Source organism: Dechloromonas sp. ZY10 (assembly GCF_041378895.1).
GTDB lineage: Bacteria > Pseudomonadota > Gammaproteobacteria > Burkholderiales > Rhodocyclaceae > Azonexus > Azonexus aquae.
This window is the reverse complement of record NZ_CP144212.1, coordinates 2,119,801-2,137,341: the sequence shown is the minus strand read 5'-3', so window position 1 is coordinate 2,137,341 and position 17,541 is coordinate 2,119,801. Positions and strand designations below refer to the sequence as shown.

At 61.7% G+C, this 17,541-nt stretch carries 18 protein-coding genes; 11 read left to right on the top strand and 7 right to left on the bottom strand.

What is annotated here, in order from left to right:
- Window positions 1-12 precede the first annotated feature (12 nt).
- The 9 genes from VX159_RS09770 (at window position 13) to VX159_RS09730 (ending at window position 7,712) form a co-directional block, all read left to right on the top strand.
- Window positions 13-396, top strand: a complete 384-nt coding sequence (locus tag VX159_RS09770) for a hypothetical protein (protein WP_371322700.1) — start codon at window positions 13-15, stop codon at window positions 394-396.
- 77 nt (window positions 397-473) lie between these two features.
- The gene (locus tag VX159_RS09765) at window positions 474-938 is read left to right on the top strand and encodes a DUF411 domain-containing protein (RefSeq protein WP_371322699.1); all 465 of its coding nucleotides are present in this window, start codon (window positions 474-476) and stop codon (window positions 936-938) included.
- 111 nt (window positions 939-1,049) lie between these two features.
- Window positions 1,050-1,433: a hypothetical protein gene (locus tag VX159_RS09760; RefSeq protein WP_371322698.1), complete on the top strand. Its 384-nt coding sequence runs from the start codon at window positions 1,050-1,052 to the stop codon at window positions 1,431-1,433.
- Between the two features lie 88 nt (window positions 1,434-1,521).
- Entirely contained in the window at window positions 1,522-2,244 is a 723-nt protein-coding gene (locus VX159_RS09755) for a DUF2189 domain-containing protein (protein ID WP_371322697.1), read from the top strand.
- A 36-nt stretch (window positions 2,245-2,280) separates the two neighbouring features.
- Window positions 2,281-3,867, top strand: coding sequence for a peptide chain release factor 3 (locus VX159_RS09750; protein ID WP_371322696.1), 1,587 nt, complete (start codon window positions 2,281-2,283; stop codon window positions 3,865-3,867).
- An 81-nt stretch (window positions 3,868-3,948) separates the two neighbouring features.
- A complete protein-coding gene (moaE, locus tag VX159_RS09745; RefSeq protein WP_371322695.1) occupies window positions 3,949-4,431 on the top strand; it encodes a molybdopterin synthase catalytic subunit MoaE in 483 nt (160 codons plus the stop codon).
- 17 nt (window positions 4,432-4,448) lie between these two features.
- Window positions 4,449-5,762 carry a 30S ribosomal protein S12 methylthiotransferase RimO gene (gene rimO, locus VX159_RS09740; protein ID WP_371322694.1) on the top strand — a complete coding sequence of 438 codons (1,314 nt, stop codon included), beginning with the start codon at window positions 4,449-4,451 and terminating at the stop codon, window positions 5,760-5,762.
- The gene (locus VX159_RS09735; RefSeq protein ID WP_371322693.1) at window positions 5,737-7,194 is read left to right on the top strand and encodes an FAD-binding oxidoreductase; all 1,458 of its coding nucleotides are present in this window, start codon (window positions 5,737-5,739) and stop codon (window positions 7,192-7,194) included. The genes rimO and VX159_RS09735 overlap by 26 nt, the downstream gene beginning before the upstream one ends.
- A complete protein-coding gene (locus VX159_RS09730) occupies window positions 7,191-7,712 on the top strand; it encodes an OmpA family protein (RefSeq protein ID WP_371322692.1) in 522 nt (173 codons plus the stop codon). The genes VX159_RS09735 and VX159_RS09730 overlap by 4 nt, the downstream gene beginning before the upstream one ends.
- A 15-nt stretch (window positions 7,713-7,727) precedes the next feature.
- Here the strand turns inward: VX159_RS09730 and VX159_RS09725 are convergent, their stop codons facing one another.
- The 3 genes from VX159_RS09725 to VX159_RS09715 are packed head-to-tail and all read right to left on the bottom strand — an operon-like array spanning window position 7,728 to window position 10,344.
- Window positions 7,728-9,098: a sensor histidine kinase gene (locus tag VX159_RS09725; protein WP_371322691.1), complete on the bottom strand. Its 1,371-nt coding sequence runs from the start codon at window positions 9,096-9,098 to the stop codon at window positions 7,728-7,730.
- An 11-nt stretch (window positions 9,099-9,109) separates the two neighbouring features.
- Window positions 9,110-9,991, bottom strand: a complete 882-nt coding sequence (locus VX159_RS09720; protein ID WP_371322690.1) for an Hsp33 family molecular chaperone HslO — start codon at window positions 9,989-9,991, stop codon at window positions 9,110-9,112.
- Window positions 9,988-10,344: an arsenate reductase gene (locus VX159_RS09715; protein ID WP_371322689.1), complete on the bottom strand. Its 357-nt coding sequence runs from the start codon at window positions 10,342-10,344 to the stop codon at window positions 9,988-9,990. The genes VX159_RS09720 and VX159_RS09715 overlap by 4 nt, the downstream gene beginning before the upstream one ends.
- A 184-nt stretch (window positions 10,345-10,528) precedes the next feature.
- On the opposite strand from VX159_RS09715, the gene VX159_RS09710 reads away from it, so the two are divergent.
- Both VX159_RS09710 and VX159_RS09705 read left to right on the top strand, forming a co-directional pair.
- Window positions 10,529-10,840: a hypothetical protein gene (locus VX159_RS09710; RefSeq protein WP_371322688.1), complete on the top strand. Its 312-nt coding sequence runs from the start codon at window positions 10,529-10,531 to the stop codon at window positions 10,838-10,840.
- A gap of 118 nt (window positions 10,841-10,958) precedes the next feature.
- Complete coding sequence (locus VX159_RS09705) at window positions 10,959-13,538, top strand: EAL domain-containing protein (RefSeq protein ID WP_371322687.1); 2,580 nt, start codon at window positions 10,959-10,961, stop codon at window positions 13,536-13,538.
- Between the two features lie 40 nt (window positions 13,539-13,578).
- Here the strand turns inward: VX159_RS09705 and VX159_RS09700 are convergent, their stop codons facing one another.
- From VX159_RS09700 to VX159_RS09685, 4 genes are all read right to left on the bottom strand, one after another.
- Window positions 13,579-14,865 (bottom strand): methyl-accepting chemotaxis protein, encoded by a 1,287-nt coding sequence (locus tag VX159_RS09700; RefSeq protein WP_371322686.1) that lies wholly within the window; start codon window positions 14,863-14,865, stop codon window positions 13,579-13,581.
- A complete protein-coding gene (locus tag VX159_RS09695) occupies window positions 14,840-15,361 on the bottom strand; it encodes a PAS domain-containing protein (protein WP_371322685.1) in 522 nt (173 codons plus the stop codon). Before VX159_RS09695 ends, VX159_RS09700 begins: the two co-directional genes overlap by 26 nt.
- 138 nt (window positions 15,362-15,499) lie before the next feature.
- Window positions 15,500-16,780, bottom strand: a complete 1,281-nt coding sequence (locus tag VX159_RS09690) for a methyl-accepting chemotaxis protein (RefSeq protein WP_371322684.1) — start codon at window positions 16,778-16,780, stop codon at window positions 15,500-15,502.
- Entirely contained in the window at window positions 16,755-17,276 is a 522-nt protein-coding gene (locus tag VX159_RS09685) for a PAS domain-containing protein (RefSeq protein ID WP_371322683.1), read from the bottom strand. Before VX159_RS09685 ends, VX159_RS09690 begins: the two co-directional genes overlap by 26 nt.
- Window positions 17,277-17,541: the final 265 nt, after the last annotated feature.

Genomic DNA, 17,541 nt, shown 5'->3' with positions numbered 1-17,541 from the left:
AGGAGTCCGAAAATGCATGCAAAAACCCTGTTGACCGTAGTTGCCGCGCTGTTGGCCCTGAATCTGCCGCTGCGCGATGCTCACGCCCACGCCGAGCACGGCCAGGCGCAATTTGGCGGCGTCGTTGCCGAGGCCGGCGAGGCGCAATTCGAAATCGTCGGCAAGGACGGGAAAATCACGGTCCACGTCAGCGATCACGGTAAACCGGTGGCGACTGCCGGCGCCAGCGGCAAGCTGAGCATCCTGGCCGGTGCCGAAAAAAGCGATGTCGAGCTCAAACCGGCAGGCGATAACCGGCTGAGCGGGCAGGGCGCCTACGTCGCCGGTGCCAAGCTGCTGCTGCAGGTGCAGTTGCCGGGCAAGAAGCCGCTGCAGGCGCGCACTGTCGCCAAATAAGCCGGGGCGGCGGCCGGCTGCGCAGTATGCACCGGCCGCCGCCAATTTTTGATCAGGATTTTGTCGGGAGTCATGCGATGTCCTTGTTCTCACCTGTTCGCCGCCGCCTGTTGGGCGGCCTGCTTGCCGGCTGCGTGATGCCGGCGCTGGCCACGAGCGAAAAAATCACGGTCGACGTCTGGAAAGACCCGAATTGCGGTTGCTGCCAGGACTGGATCACTTATCTGGAACGCGAGGGCTTTGCCGTTCGCGTCTTCAATCAGGGCAACCAGGCAGCGCGCCAGCGCCTTGGTCTGCCCGAGCGTTACGGCTCCTGCCATACCGCCAAGGTCGGCGACTACGTGGTCGAAGGCCATGTGCCAGCCGCCGATATCCGCCGCCTGCTGCGCGAAAAACCCAAGGCGCTCGGGATCGCCGCACCGGGCATGCCGGTCGGCGCGCCGGGGATGGACGGCCCGGCTTATGGTGGCCGGCGCGATGCCTACGACGTTCTGCTGGTGAACCTTGACGGCAGCAGCCGGGTCTTTGCCAGTCATCGCTGAACGACAGTGCGGCAGGCGGCCGGCAGCCGGCCGGGTTGAGGCCTGGATCCGCCGGCTGCGCCAGTCGGCGGCAGCCGCTATACTGCCGCGCTTTCTCTTCCGGTCTGCCGCATGCTGCTGAAAAAAACCGAACACCTGCCTGCTGAAGACAAGGGCACCCGTCTGGCGCTGATTTATGCGCTGGTTGCCGAGGCCTTGACTGCCTTTTATGAACATGGACAGTGGTTGACCGTGAATCAGGGCGCCAGCCTCTGTGCCGAATGGCTGGCTCGCTCGCAGCGCAGCCTGGCGCAGGCCGAGCGCAAGCAACTGGCCGAGCTGGCCGATATGTTGGCGCGTCAGGTTGCCGGCAGCGTGTCGCGCGAGGCCGGCTTGTTTACCGCTCATGAAATGATGGAATCGCTGGATAGAAACTATCACTCCGAGATCGGCGAGGCGATCATGGACGAGTGCGCCCGGCTGCTCGCCACCAGCGACGAAAACGCCGGAAATTGATCTGCATCGCAGTCGCCTGACGGCGGCTGGCGCTAGGCTGCGCCTTTGCCCTTGCGACTGCAGGGGGATTTTTCCGGAGAGCGCCTCGATGATGCTTCGCCCTTTTAATGCTGCGAGTTTGCGCCAGGCCCTGCAGCGCGGCTGGGTCGTCGCCTCGGCGACGCGCAGCGTCGGCATTCTGTATTCGCTGTGCTTTGTCGCGGGCGGCGCGTTGATCGGCGGTCTGCTGCTGTGGCAGGGCTGGCTGCCCTTCATGCTGGCGGCGGCCGGTGCTTTCATGCTGATCGGGCCGGTAATCCTGGCCGGTTTCTTTGGCATGGCCGCCGCCTGGGAGCGCGACGGCCGGGCCGATGCGGGGGCGGTACTCGCCGGTTTTCGCGCGGCAGCGCCCGCGCTATGGGTTTTGTCGCTGGTTTGCGCCTTGCTGTTCATGATCTTTGTCACCGACGCGGCGATCCTCTACGCCTACATGGTCGGTGGCGAGCCGGTGCTGAGCTGGGGGGCGGCCGGAGTCGAGCGCTTTGTGCTGTGGTCGGCGGTTTCCGGTTTGGTCGTCGCGCTCTTGCTCTTTGCCGTTTCGGCCTTTGCCGTGCCGCTCCTCTGCGAGCGCCGCTGCGGTCTGGTGGCGGCGGTCGCGACCAGCGTTCGTCTGGTTTTTGGCAATCTGCCCTGGTCCTTGTTGTGGGGCGCCTGGCTGGGCGTCTTGTTGATCACCAGCGCACTGCTGTTGCCCTTGTTGCCGCTGACCCTGCCCTGGCTGGCTTGCGCCAGTCGGGAACTTTACAAGGAGGTGCTGCCGGCAGGGGTATAATGCAGGGTTTTTTCCCGCTTCCTGCCCGAACTTGCCGTGACTGCCCTCGATACCGAAATTTCCCGCCGCCGCACTTTTGCGATCATTTCTCACCCCGATGCGGGTAAAACCACGCTGACCGAAAAGCTGCTGTGGTTCGGCGGCGCCATCCAGGTTGCCGGCGAAGTCCGTGCGCGCAAGGCCTCGCGCCATGCCACCTCGGACTGGATGGAGCTGGAAAAGCAGCGCGGCATCTCGGTGACCTCGTCGGTGATGCAGTTTCCCTACCGCGAGTGCATGATCAACCTGCTCGATACGCCGGGCCACGAGGATTTCTCGGAAGACACCTACCGCACCCTGACTGCCGTCGACTCGGCGACCATGGTGATCGACTCGGTCAACGGCGTCGAAGCGCAGACGATCAAACTATTGAACGTCTGCCGCATGCGCGACACGCCGATCCTGACCTTCATCAACAAGCTCGACCGCGAAGGCAAGGAGCCGATTGACCTGCTCGACGAAATCGAGTCGGTGCTCGGCATGCAGTGCGCCCCGATCACCTGGCCGATTGGCATGGGCAAGCGCTTCCGTGGCGTCTATCACCTCTACGACGACACCATCGCCTTCTTCGACCCGCAGGCCGAGAAGGGCACGGCGGAAATCATCCAGGGCCTCGACAACCCGCGTCTCGACGAACTGATCGGCAGCCAGGCCGACGAACTGCGTACCGACATCGAACTGGTGCGCGGCGCCTCGCATCCCTTCGATGCCGAGGCTTATCTCTCGGGCAAGCAGACGCCGGTCTTCTTCGGCTCGGCGGTGAACAATTTCGGCGTCCAGAGCCTGCTCGACGCGGTGGTCGAACTGTCGCCGGCGCCCAAGGCGCGGCCGGCGGTGGTCAAGGGCGAGTCCCGCGAAGTGGCACCGAACGAAGGCAAGTTCTCCGGCTTCGTGTTCAAGATCCAGGCCAACATGGACCCCAAGCACCGTGACCGCATCGCCTTTCTGCGCGTCTGCTCCGGCCGCTTCGACCGGGGTATGAAGGTCAAGCAGGTCGCCACCGGCAAGACCCTGTCGATCAACAATGCCATTACCTTCATGGCGCGCGACCGCTCGACGGCTGACGAAGCCTGGTCCGGCGACATCATTGGCATCCCCAACCACGGCACCATCCGTCTCGGCGAAACCTTCACCGAAGGCGAGGAACTGCGCTTCACCGGCATTCCCTCGTTTGCGCCGGAAATGTTCCGCCTGGCGCGGATCGCCAACCCGCTCAAGATCAAGCAGCTGCAGAAGGGCTTGCAGCAGCTGGCGGAAGAGGGCGCGACCCAGCTGTTCCGGCCGATTTCCGGTTCCGACATGATTCTCGGCGCGGTTGGCGCGCTGCAGTTCGACGTGGTCGCACACCGTCTGGAGCACGAATACGGCGTGCAGGTGATCTTCGAGCACTACAACTGCGCGACGGCGCGCTGGATTACCGGCGATCAGAGCGAATTGCGCCAATTGTCCGACCGCTACAGCGCCAACGTCGCGCTCGACGGCGCGGACGATCCGGTCTATCTGGCGCCGAACAATGTGTACCTGAACATGGTCCAGGAAAAATACCCCAACCTGCGCTTCCTCGAAGCGCGCGAAGTGGCCTGATCCTGCGGGGTGGTTCGCTGTCCGTGATTGGCGGCGAGCGACCCGGAGCCGAGCATCAACTTTTAACAGCGAACGACAAACGTGACGGTACGGATACAAACGGCGGATTTTGACCTCGGTGCGGAGTTGACCGTGTTTCGCGCCGGCGACGCGCGGATTGGTGCCGTCGCCAGCTTCCTCGGGCTGGTGCGCGACCTGAACGACGGTGCCAGCGTTTCGGCGATGACCCTGGAACACTATCCGGGGATGACCGAGAAGGCGCTGGAAGCCATCGTCGCCGAGGCCAAACAACGCTGGAACATTTACGACGCTTTGGTGATCCATCGCGTCGGGCCGCTCAAACCGTGCGACCAGATCGTGCTGGTCGCGGTGAGCAGCGCGCATCGCGGCGAAGCCTTTGCCGCCTGCGAATTCATCATGGACTACCTGAAAACCCGCGCGCCGTTCTGGAAGAAGGAAGACACTCCGGACGGCGGTCGCTGGGTCGATGCCCGCGACAGCGACGATTCCGCTGCCGCCCGCTGGCAAAGTGCTGGCATGCCGGCCGACCCGCAGAACGATTGAGAGATTGAGTAAAGATTATGAGTACTGAAAAGACCGTTGGTATCGTCAGTCTGGGCTGCCCGAAGGCCTCGACCGATACCGAATTGATCCTGACCAAGCTGCGCGCCGAAGGCTATCAGCTGTCGTCGAGCTACCACGATTCCGATCTGGTGATCGTCAATACCTGCGGCTTCATCGACGCCGCCGTCGAGGAGTCGCTCGACGCGATTGGCGAGGCGCTGTCCGAGAACGGCAAGGTGATCGTCACCGGCTGCCTCGGCGCCAAGGGCGACATTGTCAAGAGCACCCACCCGTCGGTGCTGGCCGTCACCGGCCCGCATGCTGCCGACGAGGTGATGGGCATCGTGCACCAGCACCTGCCCAAGCCGCACGACCCGTATTCCGATCTGGTGCCGCCGCAGGGCGTGCGCCTGACCCCGGATCACTACGCCTACCTGAAGATTTCCGAAGGCTGCAACCACAGCTGTACCTTCTGCATCATCCCCAGCCTGCGCGGGCCGCTGGTCTCGCGTCCGGTCGGCGACGTGCTGGCCGAAGCCGAGAACCTGGCGCGCGCCGGGGTCAAGGAAATCATGATCATCTCGCAGGACACCTCGGCCTACGGCGTCGATGTCAAATACCGCACCGGTTTCTGGGGCGGCAAGCCGGTCAAGACCCGACTGCGCGAACTCTGCGACGCGCTGGCGCAGTTCGGCATCTGGGTCCGCTTGCACTACGTCTATCCCTATCCCTCGGTCGACGACGTGATCCCGCTGATGGCCGAAGGCAAGATCCTGCCTTACCTCGACGTGCCTTTCCAGCACGCCAGCCCGAAGATTCTCAAGGCGATGAAGCGTCCAGCCTCGGCGGAGAACACCCTGGAGCGGATCGCCAAGTGGCGCGAAATCTGCCCGGAAATCGTGATCCGCTCGACCTTCATCACCGGCTTCCCCGGCGAAACCGACGAGGATTTCGACCAGCTGATCCAGTTCCTTGAAGACGCGAAGCTCGACCGCGTCGGTGCCTTTGCCTATTCGCCGGTCGAAGGCGCGGCGGCTAACGAGCTCGGCCTGCTGCTGCCGGAGAGCGTGCGCGAAGACCGCCGCCGCTGGCTGATGCAGGTGCAGGAAGATATTTCCGCCGACAAGCTGGCGGCCAAGATCGACAGCGTGATCGACGTGCTGGTCGACGAAATCGACGAGGAAGGCACGATTGCCCGTTCCAAGGCCGACGCGCCGGAAATCGATGGCCTGGTCTATCTCGACGGCCACTTCGACGCCGAACCGGGCGACTTCCTCAAGGTCAAGGTCATCGACGCCGACCACCATGACCTCTACGCCGAGGTCGTCTGACCTGATCCCCGAGCTGGTCGCCATCGTTGGTGCCGGGCAGGTGCTGACGGCGGCGGCCGACGTCGCACCTTACGTCACCGATTGGCGCGGGCGTTATCGCGGTGCGGCGCGCTGCGTAGTGCGCCCGGCCGATACCGCCGAAGTGGCGGCAGTGGTGCGGGCCTGCGCTGCGGCTGGCGTCCCGATGCTGCCGCAGGGCGGCAACACCAGCCTGTGCGGCGCGGCAACCCCGGATACCGGCGGTGACGCTGTCGTTATCTCATTGGCGCGGCTCAAGCGCATTTTCACGGTCGACGCCGAAAACGACACGATTTGTGTCGGCGCCGGCTGCACCCTGGCCGAAGTTCAGGCCGCTGCGCGCGCCGCCGGCCGCCTGTTCCCGCTGGCGCTGGCCTCCGAAGGCAGCTGCCAGATCGGCGGCAACCTGTCGACCAACGCCGGCGGCGTGCAGGTGCTGCGCTACGGCAATACCCGCGAACTGACGCTGGGGCTGGAAGTGGTGCTGCCCGACGGCGAGGTGTGGAACGGCCTGCGCGGGCTGCGCAAGGACAATACCGGCTACGACCTGAAGCACTGCTTCATCGGCGCCGAAGGCACGCTCGGGATCATCACCGCCGCCGTGCTCAAACTGTTTCCGCTGCCGCAGCGGCAGAGCACCTGCTGGCTCAACGTCGCCGATCCGGCCGCCGCCGTGGCGCTGCTGCAGGCCGCGAAAAATGCCTTCAATGCGCAGTTGACCGCGTTTGAGCTGATTTCCGAGGTCGCGCTCGGGCTGGTCTTGCAACATATTCCGCAGACCCGGCGGCCGACGGCAGCCAGCCCCTGGTACGTGCTCGCCGAGTTTTCCGACGCGGGGCCGGCAGCGGTCGAAGACTGGCTGGCGGCACAGATCGCCGCCGGGCGGGTCGCCGACGGCGTGCTGGCGCAGTCGGAGCGCGAGGCGCAGGCGCTGTGGGCGCTGCGCGAAAACATCTCGGAAGCGCAGAAGATCGAAGGCGTCAGCATCAAGCACGACATCGCGGTACCGGTCTCGGCGATTCCCGAATTTTTGCGCCGTGCCGACGGTGAATTGGCCGCAGCTTTTCCTGGCATCCGCGTGGTCGCCTTCGGCCATGTCGGCGACGGCAACCTGCATTACAACCTGTCGAAAGCCGACGCCCAGGACAACGCCGCCTTCCTTGCCGCCCAGCCGCAGGTCAATCGCCTCGTCCATGACACGGTCGACGCGCTGTCCGGCTCGATTTCCGCCGAGCACGGCATCGGCCAGCTCAAAATCGGCGAATTGCAGCATTACAAGGAGTCGCTGGAACTGGCGCTGATGCGCCGGCTCAAGGCGGCTTTTGATCCGCAGGGCCTGATGAATCCGGGCAAGCTGTTCGCCGCTGCCGACCCGTTTCCGGCCGCTTTGCCGCCTTCCACCGAACACCGATGAAACCTGACTCTCCGATCCTGTTGTCGCCACTGCTGCTGGTCGCCGTGCTGTTGCTCGCTGGTTGTGCCGGTGGCCCGCAGCCGCTGATTGAGCGTTGGCAGGGGCGCAACGACGTTGCGCCGGCCGATGGCGGGCGACCGCTGGCTTTGCGCCAGGCAAGCAGTGTCCAGTTGCCGGCTCCGGGGATCAGTGACGAGGATGTTTTTTTTGCCCTCGGCGAGGCGCGCATCGATAGCGAAGAACAGCCCAAGCTGGCCGCCCATGCAGCCCGCCTCAAGGCCGATCCAAAACTCTGCGTGACTCTGGTCGGCCATACCGATGATCTCGGTAGTCCAGCCTATAACCTGGCGATTGCGCAGCAGCGGGTGGATGCGGTATTCGATGCCTTGCGCAGCCTGGGGGTTGGTCGCAATCAGCTGCGTCGTTACCCGGTGGGTAGCGAAAAGGCCCCTGCCGGCTGCCGCCAGGAGACCTGCCGCAGCAAGTTGCGGCGAGTCGAGTTCCAGTACCCGCGGTAAGCGGCGGTGGTGCGGTCAGGCTTGTTCCGGAGCCTGTCCGAGCGGCAGCGCAAGGCTGAAGTGAAAGCGGCTGCCAACCCCTGGCTCACTGTCGATCTGCAATTCGCCACCGAGCAGACGGATCAGCTTGCGGGCCAGAGGCAGGCCGAGTCCGATGCCGCCATGGCGCCTTATCGAGGAGCCATCAGCCTGCAGCATCAGGCCTTTGCGCAAGGCCTGGAGGATCGGCGCGGCAATTCCGGGACCGTTATCGGCAACGCTGAATTCAACCACGGCCTGCTCTGTTGACCGGCTGAGCAGACGGATGGCAACGCGGATTTCACCGTGATCGGTAAATTTGATCGCGTTGTCGAGCAGGTGTTGCAAGGCTGATCGCAGCTGCTCGGCATCGCACTCAAGAAACTCGGGCAAGGCTGGGTCAATTTCTTCAATCAGCCGCAGCTGGCGGACAGTAGCCTGCAGCCGTCGCCCGGCCAGAATTGCCTCCGCCAGTTCAGCAAGGGCAAAGGGGGCCGACCGAGGCTGGATCTGGCCGGCCTCCAGGTTGGAGAGAAGGATCAGGGCGTCGACATGCCGGTTCATCAGCCTAGCCGCTTCGTGCAGGTGCTCCAGCATTTCATGCTGTTCGGGCGGCAGTTCTTCCAGCGCCAGCAGTTCGGTCATCCCGAGGATGCCATTCATCGGGGTACGCAACTCGTGACTGATGTTGGCCAGGAATTCGGTTTTGGTCCGGTTCGAGGATTCAGCCTCGATTCGTGCGGCTTCGAGTCCATCGACCAGCGCGGCTTTTTCCTGTTCGAGACGGATGCTGTCGTGCAGCACGGCATGGAAATTGTCGGCACTCCGGGTGGCGGTCAGCAGGAATACTGCCGCCATCGCCGTATAGGCGATTTGCAGCGGTTCGCCGCCAATTCCGCCGATGATCGCGGCGCCTACTACCGGCCAGGCATAGCAGCGAAAGACGATGCGGTCGGCGGCAAGCACCGGCACTGCACCGGCGACCATCCCCGCGAGCACGAAAGCGACAAAAATCTGCAGTACGGTGTCGCCAGCCAGCATCATCTGCAAGCCGCCTGCCGCCCAGACGCAGCCACTGGCCAGCGCACCGAGCAGGGCACGGCGGCGCCAGCCGGTAGCATCGGCCTGCCGGACCTCGCTGCCGAGTTGCTGAAAGCGGCGGGCCATGCCCAGGCGCAGGCCGGCCGTCGCGATGGCCAGCAGCAACCAGCCGAGCAGATGGACTGGCGCCAGCCCGGCGGGTGCGACAAGCCAGGCGATGACGCTCAAAAGCAGTGCATTGACGATCGAAACGATCTGCCCCAGCCACTGGTTGCGGTAGATCAGTTCGTTGCAGCGGGCGACGACAATGGGGGACTGTTCAGTCATTGGCCGGGGATTCAGTTCAGCTTGTGGCCTTCGCTTTCGGCAAACAGTGCGGCAACTTCTTCGGCACTGAAGCGGTACTCACGATTGCAGATTTCGTCGGCGATCACGATCTCACCATGTTCAGCAAGCAGGGTTTCGGCGTCCGCACGGCCCAGGCCGCGGATCATGTCGGCCACCTTGGCCCGGTTTTCCGGACAGTAATACACGGCCGGGCGTGCATCGTACACGCGAATCCCCTCGCCGCTGACTTCTTCGTGGAACAGTCGGGAGAGCAGCGCTTCGGCATCCAGCTCAAGCAGTTCCTGGGTCTTGACCGTGCTGGCCAGCTGGGTGATGCGGTGCCAGCCATCCGGGTCGCGCTGGTCGGCTTCCGGCATCTTCTGCAGGAACAGGCACACAGCGGACTGCGAATTCGCCGTCAGGAACAGCCGCGATGGCTGCTGCTCGGATTGCTCCAGGTAATGTTCGAAAATCGTTGCCATGCTGTCGCCAACCAGAGGTACAAAGCTCTGGTAGGGCTGGCGGGCGGTCGGCAGATCGAGCGTCAGCATCAACTGGCCACCCTGGTGCGCGCCGAGCAGCTCGGAGGCGGCTGCTGGCAACACGACCGGGTTGCTGCGCGCCATGCCGCGCATGCGCAGCTGTTCGTCGCAGTCCATCACCAGCATCTGGATCGGGCCGCCGCCGCGCAATTGGAAGGTCAGCCGCCCCGGCTGCTTCAGCTGCGCCGCAATCAGGGCCGTCACTGCCGCGAGTTCACCGAGCAGTTGAGCCACGGTCGGCTGATAGTTACGACCTTCCTGCATCTGCTGCCAAGTATCGCCAAGATGCACCACGGCACCCCGAATATCGAGATGCTCAAACAAAAAACGGCGAACCGTGCTCTCGCTCATTTCAACTTCTCCGCATAGACCTCAGGCGCAAAACCGACCAGCAACTGGCTGCCGGTATCCAGTACCGGCCGTTTGATCAGCGCCGGATATTGGATCATCAGCTGCGCCGCCTTGGCCGCGTCCACATCGGCACGCTCGGCCTCGCTCAATTTCTTCCACATCAACCCGCGCTTGTTGAGCAGGGTTTCCCACCCCGCCCGTGTCATCCAGTCCGCCAGATGCGCTTCGACCACGCCGGCCTTCTTGTAATCGACAAACTCATGCGCCACACCGTGTTCAGCCAGCCAGGCCAGCGCCTTCTTCATCGTGTCGCAGTTTTTGATGCCGTAAGCACGGCAGAGAGGTACGCTCATGGGAATCGAAATTCGGGCAAAGGCAGGATTTTACCTTGGCTTGCCCCGGGGTGAGATAGGGGGGGCTCAGTATCCGTCTGTCGACCGTGGCTCTTTGCTTGAGGTTCATGGTCAAGCATCCGGAAAAGCAAGTTGCTTGCTTCGCACTACAATTCCGCCTTTAAGTTTTTGCGCGAGTTTTCCCATGAGGTTGCAGCATTTGGCGATTGGCGCCCGCTTCGAGTACGAGGGGCAGGTTTACGTCAAGACCGGGCCATTGACGGCATCGGCCGAGCAGGGCGGGCAGCGGATGATTCCGCGTTATGCCGATCTCAAGCCGCTTGATGTCGAGGCCTCGCCAACGGCGGGCGAAGGAGGGGGGCGGGTGCGAGAGGACGATGTGCGGGTACGGGCGGCGTTCAACCATTTTTGCAGCAAACTGCGTCCGCTGCTGACGCCGGAGCAAGGCGAGGTTTTCGATGAGGCTGCGGCGGAGTTTTGCCGCAAGTTGCGTTGAGCTTCTCTGCTCGCCTCCGATTTTTTAAAATAAACCACTTCATATGAGTGGTCTTTTTTCTCTATTGTGAAACCGGTTGGCAATCACCTAGATTCATATTGCATCCAAGGAGATCGCCATGAAAAAAGACAAGGTTTCAAATCGACGGGAAAAAAGCGCAGTGGCACGTCGCGAGCTGGATTCAATCAGTAGCGAATATGCCCAAGCGGTGGAGCTGATCCATAGTCTTCGCAGTGCCGGTATGCATCCAGGGCAAGAAAAGGCTTTGTACTGGTCCTTGCCGGCCAGTAAGGTCAGCGCTGATTTCTTCTGTACAGCCGAGCATCCGGAGCACGGTTGGTTCGGCTTCCTGGCCGATGCGACCGGGCATGGGCTGGCGCCGGCAATTTTTGCTCTGCACATTCCGGTGATGTTTCGCGAGGCGGCGATGCTCGGCATGTCGCTGGCGGCCATCTACGAGCGGATCAACCGGTTTTTGCTGCGCCAGAAGATCGAGCAGTATTTTGTTTGCGGCATGTTGCTGCGGATTCGCGGTCGCGAAATCGAGGTGGTCAATGCCGGCATGCCCGACGCCTGGTTGCAGGATCGCCGGGGGCGAGCCTTGCACCGCTTCGTTTCGCGTGATCTGCCTTTCGGCATCTCCCAGTCGACTCCCCCGGAAAGCGAATACTACCGGCTCGGACGCGACGAACAAGCGGCGCTGTTGTTGTATTCAGACGGCTTGGCCGAGTATGGGCAGGACACTTCTCTGGCCGAACGAATCCGCGAGAAGATGACGCTTGTTGGCTGTGAAGGTGGTTTTGCCGAGATGTGTTCGTTGATAGAACAGCATCGCGAGTTAGCCCATGATGACGTCAGCGCGGTGATGATTCCGCTACCATTGGCTCCTTTGGGGGATTCAGCTGCGGCCAGCGAACAACCGCGAGAACAAGGGACTATTCCTGCTCTCGATTTGCTCTCAGCGCAGCGGATTATCGAGGGGATTGACCGTGGATTGATGCTGACAGATGCTGAGCAGCGTATCGTCTACGTTAATCCTGCGTTTTCGGCATTGACCGGCTATGCTTCTAATGAAGTTCTCGGGCAGACGCCGCGCCTGCTGGCCTCGGGGCGGCATCCCGAGTCTTTTTACCGTGAAATGTGGCAGATGTTGCAGAAGCGTGATGCCTGGAGTGGGTTGTTGTGGAATCGTCGCAAAGATGGTTCGATCTATCTCGAATGGCTTGATTTAAGGGTGCTGCGCGATGAGCATGGCGAGGTGGCGAATTATCTCGGGGTTTTTGCGGTTGAATCGGAGCAGGTGCGACAGCAGGAACAATTGCAGAAGCTGGCGTTGCACGATCCGCTGACCGGTTTGCCGAATCGGATGTTCCTGAATGAGCTCGGGGAGCGCGCATTGAGGCGTTCAGAACGTAATCGTCATCCGCTGGCACTGCTGTATATCGACTTGGATCGTTTTTACCTGACCAACGACAGCTTGGGCCACGATGTTGGCGATCTGATTCTGACCGAGGTTGGTCAGCGTCTGGTTCGCACCATGCGTAAAGACGATACTCTGGCGCACTTGGGAGGTGATCGCTTTGTTGCAATCGTTGCGGATATGGCTGAGCGCGATGATGCCGCACTAGTTGCACGCAAGATATTGGCTGCACTGGATCAGCCAATACAGGTGGCTGGTCATGCGTTGAAACTGACCGCAAGTATTGGCGTCGGCACGTATCCATTGCCTGCGTGCCAGTTTGACGACTTGCTGATTTATGCCGAGCGGGCAATGCATGCTGCGAAACAGGCCGGTGGCAATCTCTTTCGTTTCTATTCTCCGAACATGGCAGCGGTTGCCGTCGAGGAGCTCGAAATGGAAGCAAGGCTTGATGCCGCTATCCGGCTTGGCCAGTTGCGACTCTATTTTCAGCCCAAGCTAAATCTAGGCAGTCGCCGGATCGTTGGAGCGGAAGCTTTAGTTCGCTGGCAAGATCCGCACGGCGGTCTGATTTCCCCGGGGGCCTTTATTCCTGTAGCGGAAAAGAGCGATTTGATTGCCAAAATTGGCCATTGGGTGCTCGATCAGGCTTGCTCAGCCTTGGTGCGCTGGGCCGGTTGCTTGCCACAAGATTTTCATCTGGCGATTAACGTTTCCCCATTGCAGTTTGCCCGCTCCAATTTGGTTGAGGAGGTTAGTTCCGCCTTGACTACTCATGGTGCACCGGCGGAGCGACTGCAAATCGAGGTCACCGAATCCTTGTTCATTCGTGATGAGGTCGATGTTGCCCGAACCTTGGGGGCCATCGCCAGTTTGGGTGTATCGGTGGCGCTCGATGATTTTGGCACCGGTTATTCGAGCATCGGTTCGCTGAGTCGCTTGCCCTTCGATACCTTGAAGCTCGATCAGCGCTTTGTACGTGAGGTCGACGCCAGTCCGACTAACGGGGTGATTGCCAAAGCAGTGATCCATCTTGCCGAGGGGTTGGGTAAGCAGGTCGTTGCCGAGGGGATCGAAACCTGTGCTGAATGTATCAAGGTTCGTGGCCTGGGTTATCAGATCGGGCAGGGCTATAAGTTTGGGCGGCCGCTCAGCGAGCAGGAGTTTCTACCGCATTTGCAGAACTGGACACCCGATAGTTGTGCTTGCAGCGATCACCATCAATGCCCTGCTGGTGTTTCCTGCGAGGGCTCCTATGTTCTGTGCGGACACGCTTGAGCGGACAAAAAGCCCCCGGGGGGGCTCAGGGGCTTTTGTTTCAGCGCATTTGCGATTCGATGTTGGCGAAGACCTGGTCGTAGATTTGGATCAGGGCTTCGCGATCTTCGCTGCCCTTGGTCCAGCGGCCGCTCTGGGCGAGGCCGACGGCTTCCTGTTCCATTTGCGAGAGATTGCTGATTTCGATCACGGCGCCGTGCAGGATGGCGTTAACGTCGGCTCGGGCCTTCTGGGCAGAGGCAACCAGGCCCATCGAATGATTCATCTCAAGAGCCCCTTCGCTGATGCTGGTGGCCAGTGAGCGAACCTCGCCGGCCGAGCGGGCGGAGTCGGCGAGTTGCAGGCCGAATTGATCGGAGGTCTGCTTGGCGTCGCCAACGGCGAGGTTGAGCTCGCCAATCCGCGAAGTCGCATCGTTCATGGTTGTTGTCATCGTATTGATCGCGATGGCAATTTCCTCTGCTGCACGCTGCGACTGGTCGGCCAGTTTGCGGACTTCATCGGCGACCACGGCAAACCCCCGCCCGGCTTCGCCGGCACGCGCGGCTTCAATCGCCGCATTTAGGGCCAGCAGGTTGGTCTGCTTGGCAATGCTGTCGATTTGTCCGGTCAGTCGGCTGATCCCTTCGGCGGCGTTACCCAGAGCGGCTAGGGCGGCGACGCCAGTTTCCGATGAGTGGGTTGCGGTGCCCAGGGCTTGCGACATCTTGTCTGCAGCGATGGCCATTGATTGAGCTGCTTCGGCAAAAATTCCAGACAGATTGCCGACCTGGTCCGCGTGACCGCTGACCTCCTGCAGCGTGCCGCTGACATGATCAATGGCTCGTGAAAGACCCCGCTCCGAACGCAGGAAGATGCGCGACAGCAGGGCTTCCCGGGCAACCGATTCCTGGCCTTCGGCGACCCGGTCGAGGACTTTCTGCATCTGCTCCAGTACCGAGCGGAAGGTGCCATGCAAGCCGCTGGTTTGCAGGCGGCGGTAGTGCTGGTTGCGCGCCGAGGCTTCGGTGGCGCCGAGAATTTCGCGGAAAGCGGTTTCAGTCTGATCCAGCGCCGAATTCAGGTTGATCCGGATGGCATCGAGGGTCGGGTCGGAAAAAGCGCGTGGCAATCGGTGTTCGAGCTTGCCTTCCACCACTTCCTTGAGCAGCGCATGCACTTCCCGGGTCTGGCTACTGCTCCCGGTTTGTGGGAACAGCAGCAGCACAGCTGCCAGAGCCGCGCCGGCGGCCGCTGCCCACGGAGTCCAGAACGCTCCGACAGCGCCAGCCAGCAGCAGGATCAGAATCCCCCAGCGGTGGTCAAAGCGCAAAGACCAACTCTTCATAACTCATTCCTTTTTGCGTCAGGATGTCGACCAGCACCTGGGTACCGGCGGCAATCGCATCGCGCGCTCCAGCCGCTCTTTCGGCGTCGAGCATCAGCTTGTAAACCGGGGTCAGTGCCTCGATGGCGCTGCGCTTCGGGCATCGGCGTACCGAGGTGTAGCCGACGATACGGCCGCTTTGGTCGAAGTCTGGCGTGATGTGCGTAAAAACCCAGTAGTAGCTGCCATCCTTGGACATGTTCTTGACGTAGGCAAAAAACTCCTTGCCCGACTGAATCGTGTCCCAAGCCAGTTTGAACGCGGAACGCGGCATGTCGGGATGGCGGATGATGTTGTGCTGGCTGCCGATCAACTCTTCTTCGGTGTACCCCGAGAATTCGATGAAGATCGGATTGCCATAGGTGATGATGCCCTTGGTATCGGTCTTGGAGACGATGAAATCTCCTTCCCGCATCAGACGTTCGGTCTGGGTAGGAACAATGTCCTTGCGTTTCAAATCGGCTCCCCCGAATTATTTGGATATTGGTGCAACTTTTGCGCACTTTTGTCGATTCTAAACGTTGCAAGGGTTGAAGCCAATCATCGGAACTAGGCCTTTGGTGTTAGTCCATTGGTGTGGTCTACCCGGCGCGGCTTATTTCAGTTGTGCCTCGATGTTGGCAAAAACCCGGTCGTAAACCTGGATCAGCATTTCCCTGTCTTCGCTTCCCTGTATCCAGCGTCCGCTACTGGCCAGCGAGCAGGCTTGTTGTTCCATGTCGGACAGGCTGTGAATTTCGATGACTTCGCCATGCAGGATTGCGTTGACGTCGTTGCGGGCCTTTTGCGAGGCGGAGACTTGGCTCATCGCAGTTTCCATTTGGCCGGCTTCTGCAGCGATCTGCCTGGCCAGCAAGTGCACCTCCTCCGCCGAGGTAGCCGAGGCCCCCAGGCGCTCGCCAAATACTCCGGCGGTTGCGCGCGCGGCAGCTACCGCAGCACTCAACTCACTGATCCGGGTGCCGGCATCGCTCACCGTCCGGGTCATTGTGGCAATCGCTTGTGCAATTGCCTCGGCGGCGTGCTGTGACTCGTCTGCCAGCTTGCGTACTTCGTCGGCGACTACGGCAAAGCCTTTGCCGGCTTCGCCGGCGCGAGCGGCTTCAATTGCGGCATTGAGCGCCAGCAGGTTGGTCTGCTTGGCAATCCCATCGACTTGGCTGGCCAGACGGGCGATTCCCGAGGCTGCCTGGCTGAGCGTTGCGAGTGCGCCAACGCCGGCTTCCGCCGAGTTGCGTGCAGTCCCGAGCCCAGAGGCCATGCGGCCCGAGTCGGAGGCAAGCTGGCTGGTGGTTTGGGCGAAGGCTGCTGCCATTTCGCCGACTGCACCAGCCTCCCGGTTCAAGGTGTGCAAGGCTGCACCGATTTGCGCGATGGCGCAGGAAAGACCTTTTTCCGAGCGGAGGAAAATCCGTGATAGCAGGGCTTCCCGGGCAACGGCGGCCTGGGCGTCGGCTACCCGGTCGAGTACCGTCTGCATCTCTTCGAGTACGGAGCGAAAGCTGCCGTGCAACCCGCTTAGCTGCAGGCGGCGATGGTGCTGGTTGCGGGCTGAGGCTTCGCTGGCGCCGAGGATTTCGCGGAAGGCGGTTTCCGTCTGGTCGAGTGCTGAATTCAGTGTGATTCGGATCCGGTCGCAGAGAGGATCTGCAAAGGCATGCGGCAGCCGAGCCTCCAGTTTGCCCGCAACGATTTCCCGGAGCAGCCGGTTGAGTTCGTCGCAGGCCGGTGGGCCTGCCGGTAAAAAAAGCAAGGGAACGGCAGCCAAGGCCACGGCCAGCGCTGCCCAGGGGGAGTAGAACGCCGCCAGAGCGCAGCCAAGGCACAGCGGCAACAGTCCATGCCGGCGTTCAAAGCGATGCAACCAGCGCGCCATAGCTCACCTTTTTCTGTTGCAACAGCGCGTGCAAGACTCCGCTTCCGGCAGCAATCGCATCGCGCGCGCCGGCCGCCTTTTCGGCATCGAGCATCAGTTTGTAGACCGGAGTCAGCGTCTCGATCGCACTCCGCTTGGGGCAGCGGCGGATCGAGGTGTAGCCGACAATTCGCCCCTGCTGATCGAAGTCGGGGGTAATGTGGGCAAACACCCAGTAATAGCTGCCATCCTTGGCCAGGTTCTTGACGTAGGCAAAAAACTCCTGGCCGGACTGGATCGTATCCCAGGCCAGCTTGAAGGCGGAACGCGGCATATCGGGATGGCGGATGATGTTGTGCTGGCTGCCGATCAGTTCGGCTTCGGTGTAGCCGGAAAACTCGATGAAGATCGGATTGCCATAGGTGATGATGCCCTTGGTGTCGGTTTTGGAAACGATGAAGTCTCCTTCCCGCATCGGGCGTTCGATTGAGGTGGGCTGAATGGCTTTGTTTTTCACGGGGCGTCCTTTCCTCCTGGCTACCGGCTGGGGGGCAGTCTGGCGCCAAGGAGGGCTCCCGGCTCGCAGGAAAGAGATGAGCCGGTTTGATGCGGGAGCCTTTTTAGCTCATTGAATTGAGCCGGGATATGACTTTGGTTAAATCGCCGGTTGTTGGTCCAATTGGACTAACCGGGGCGTGCTGCCGTTCTCGGTATCGGCAGTGCGGGCTGCTCGATTTGACAGCCGCCGCTTGGTCGGGGGATTGCACCTGGCCTCGGACCCG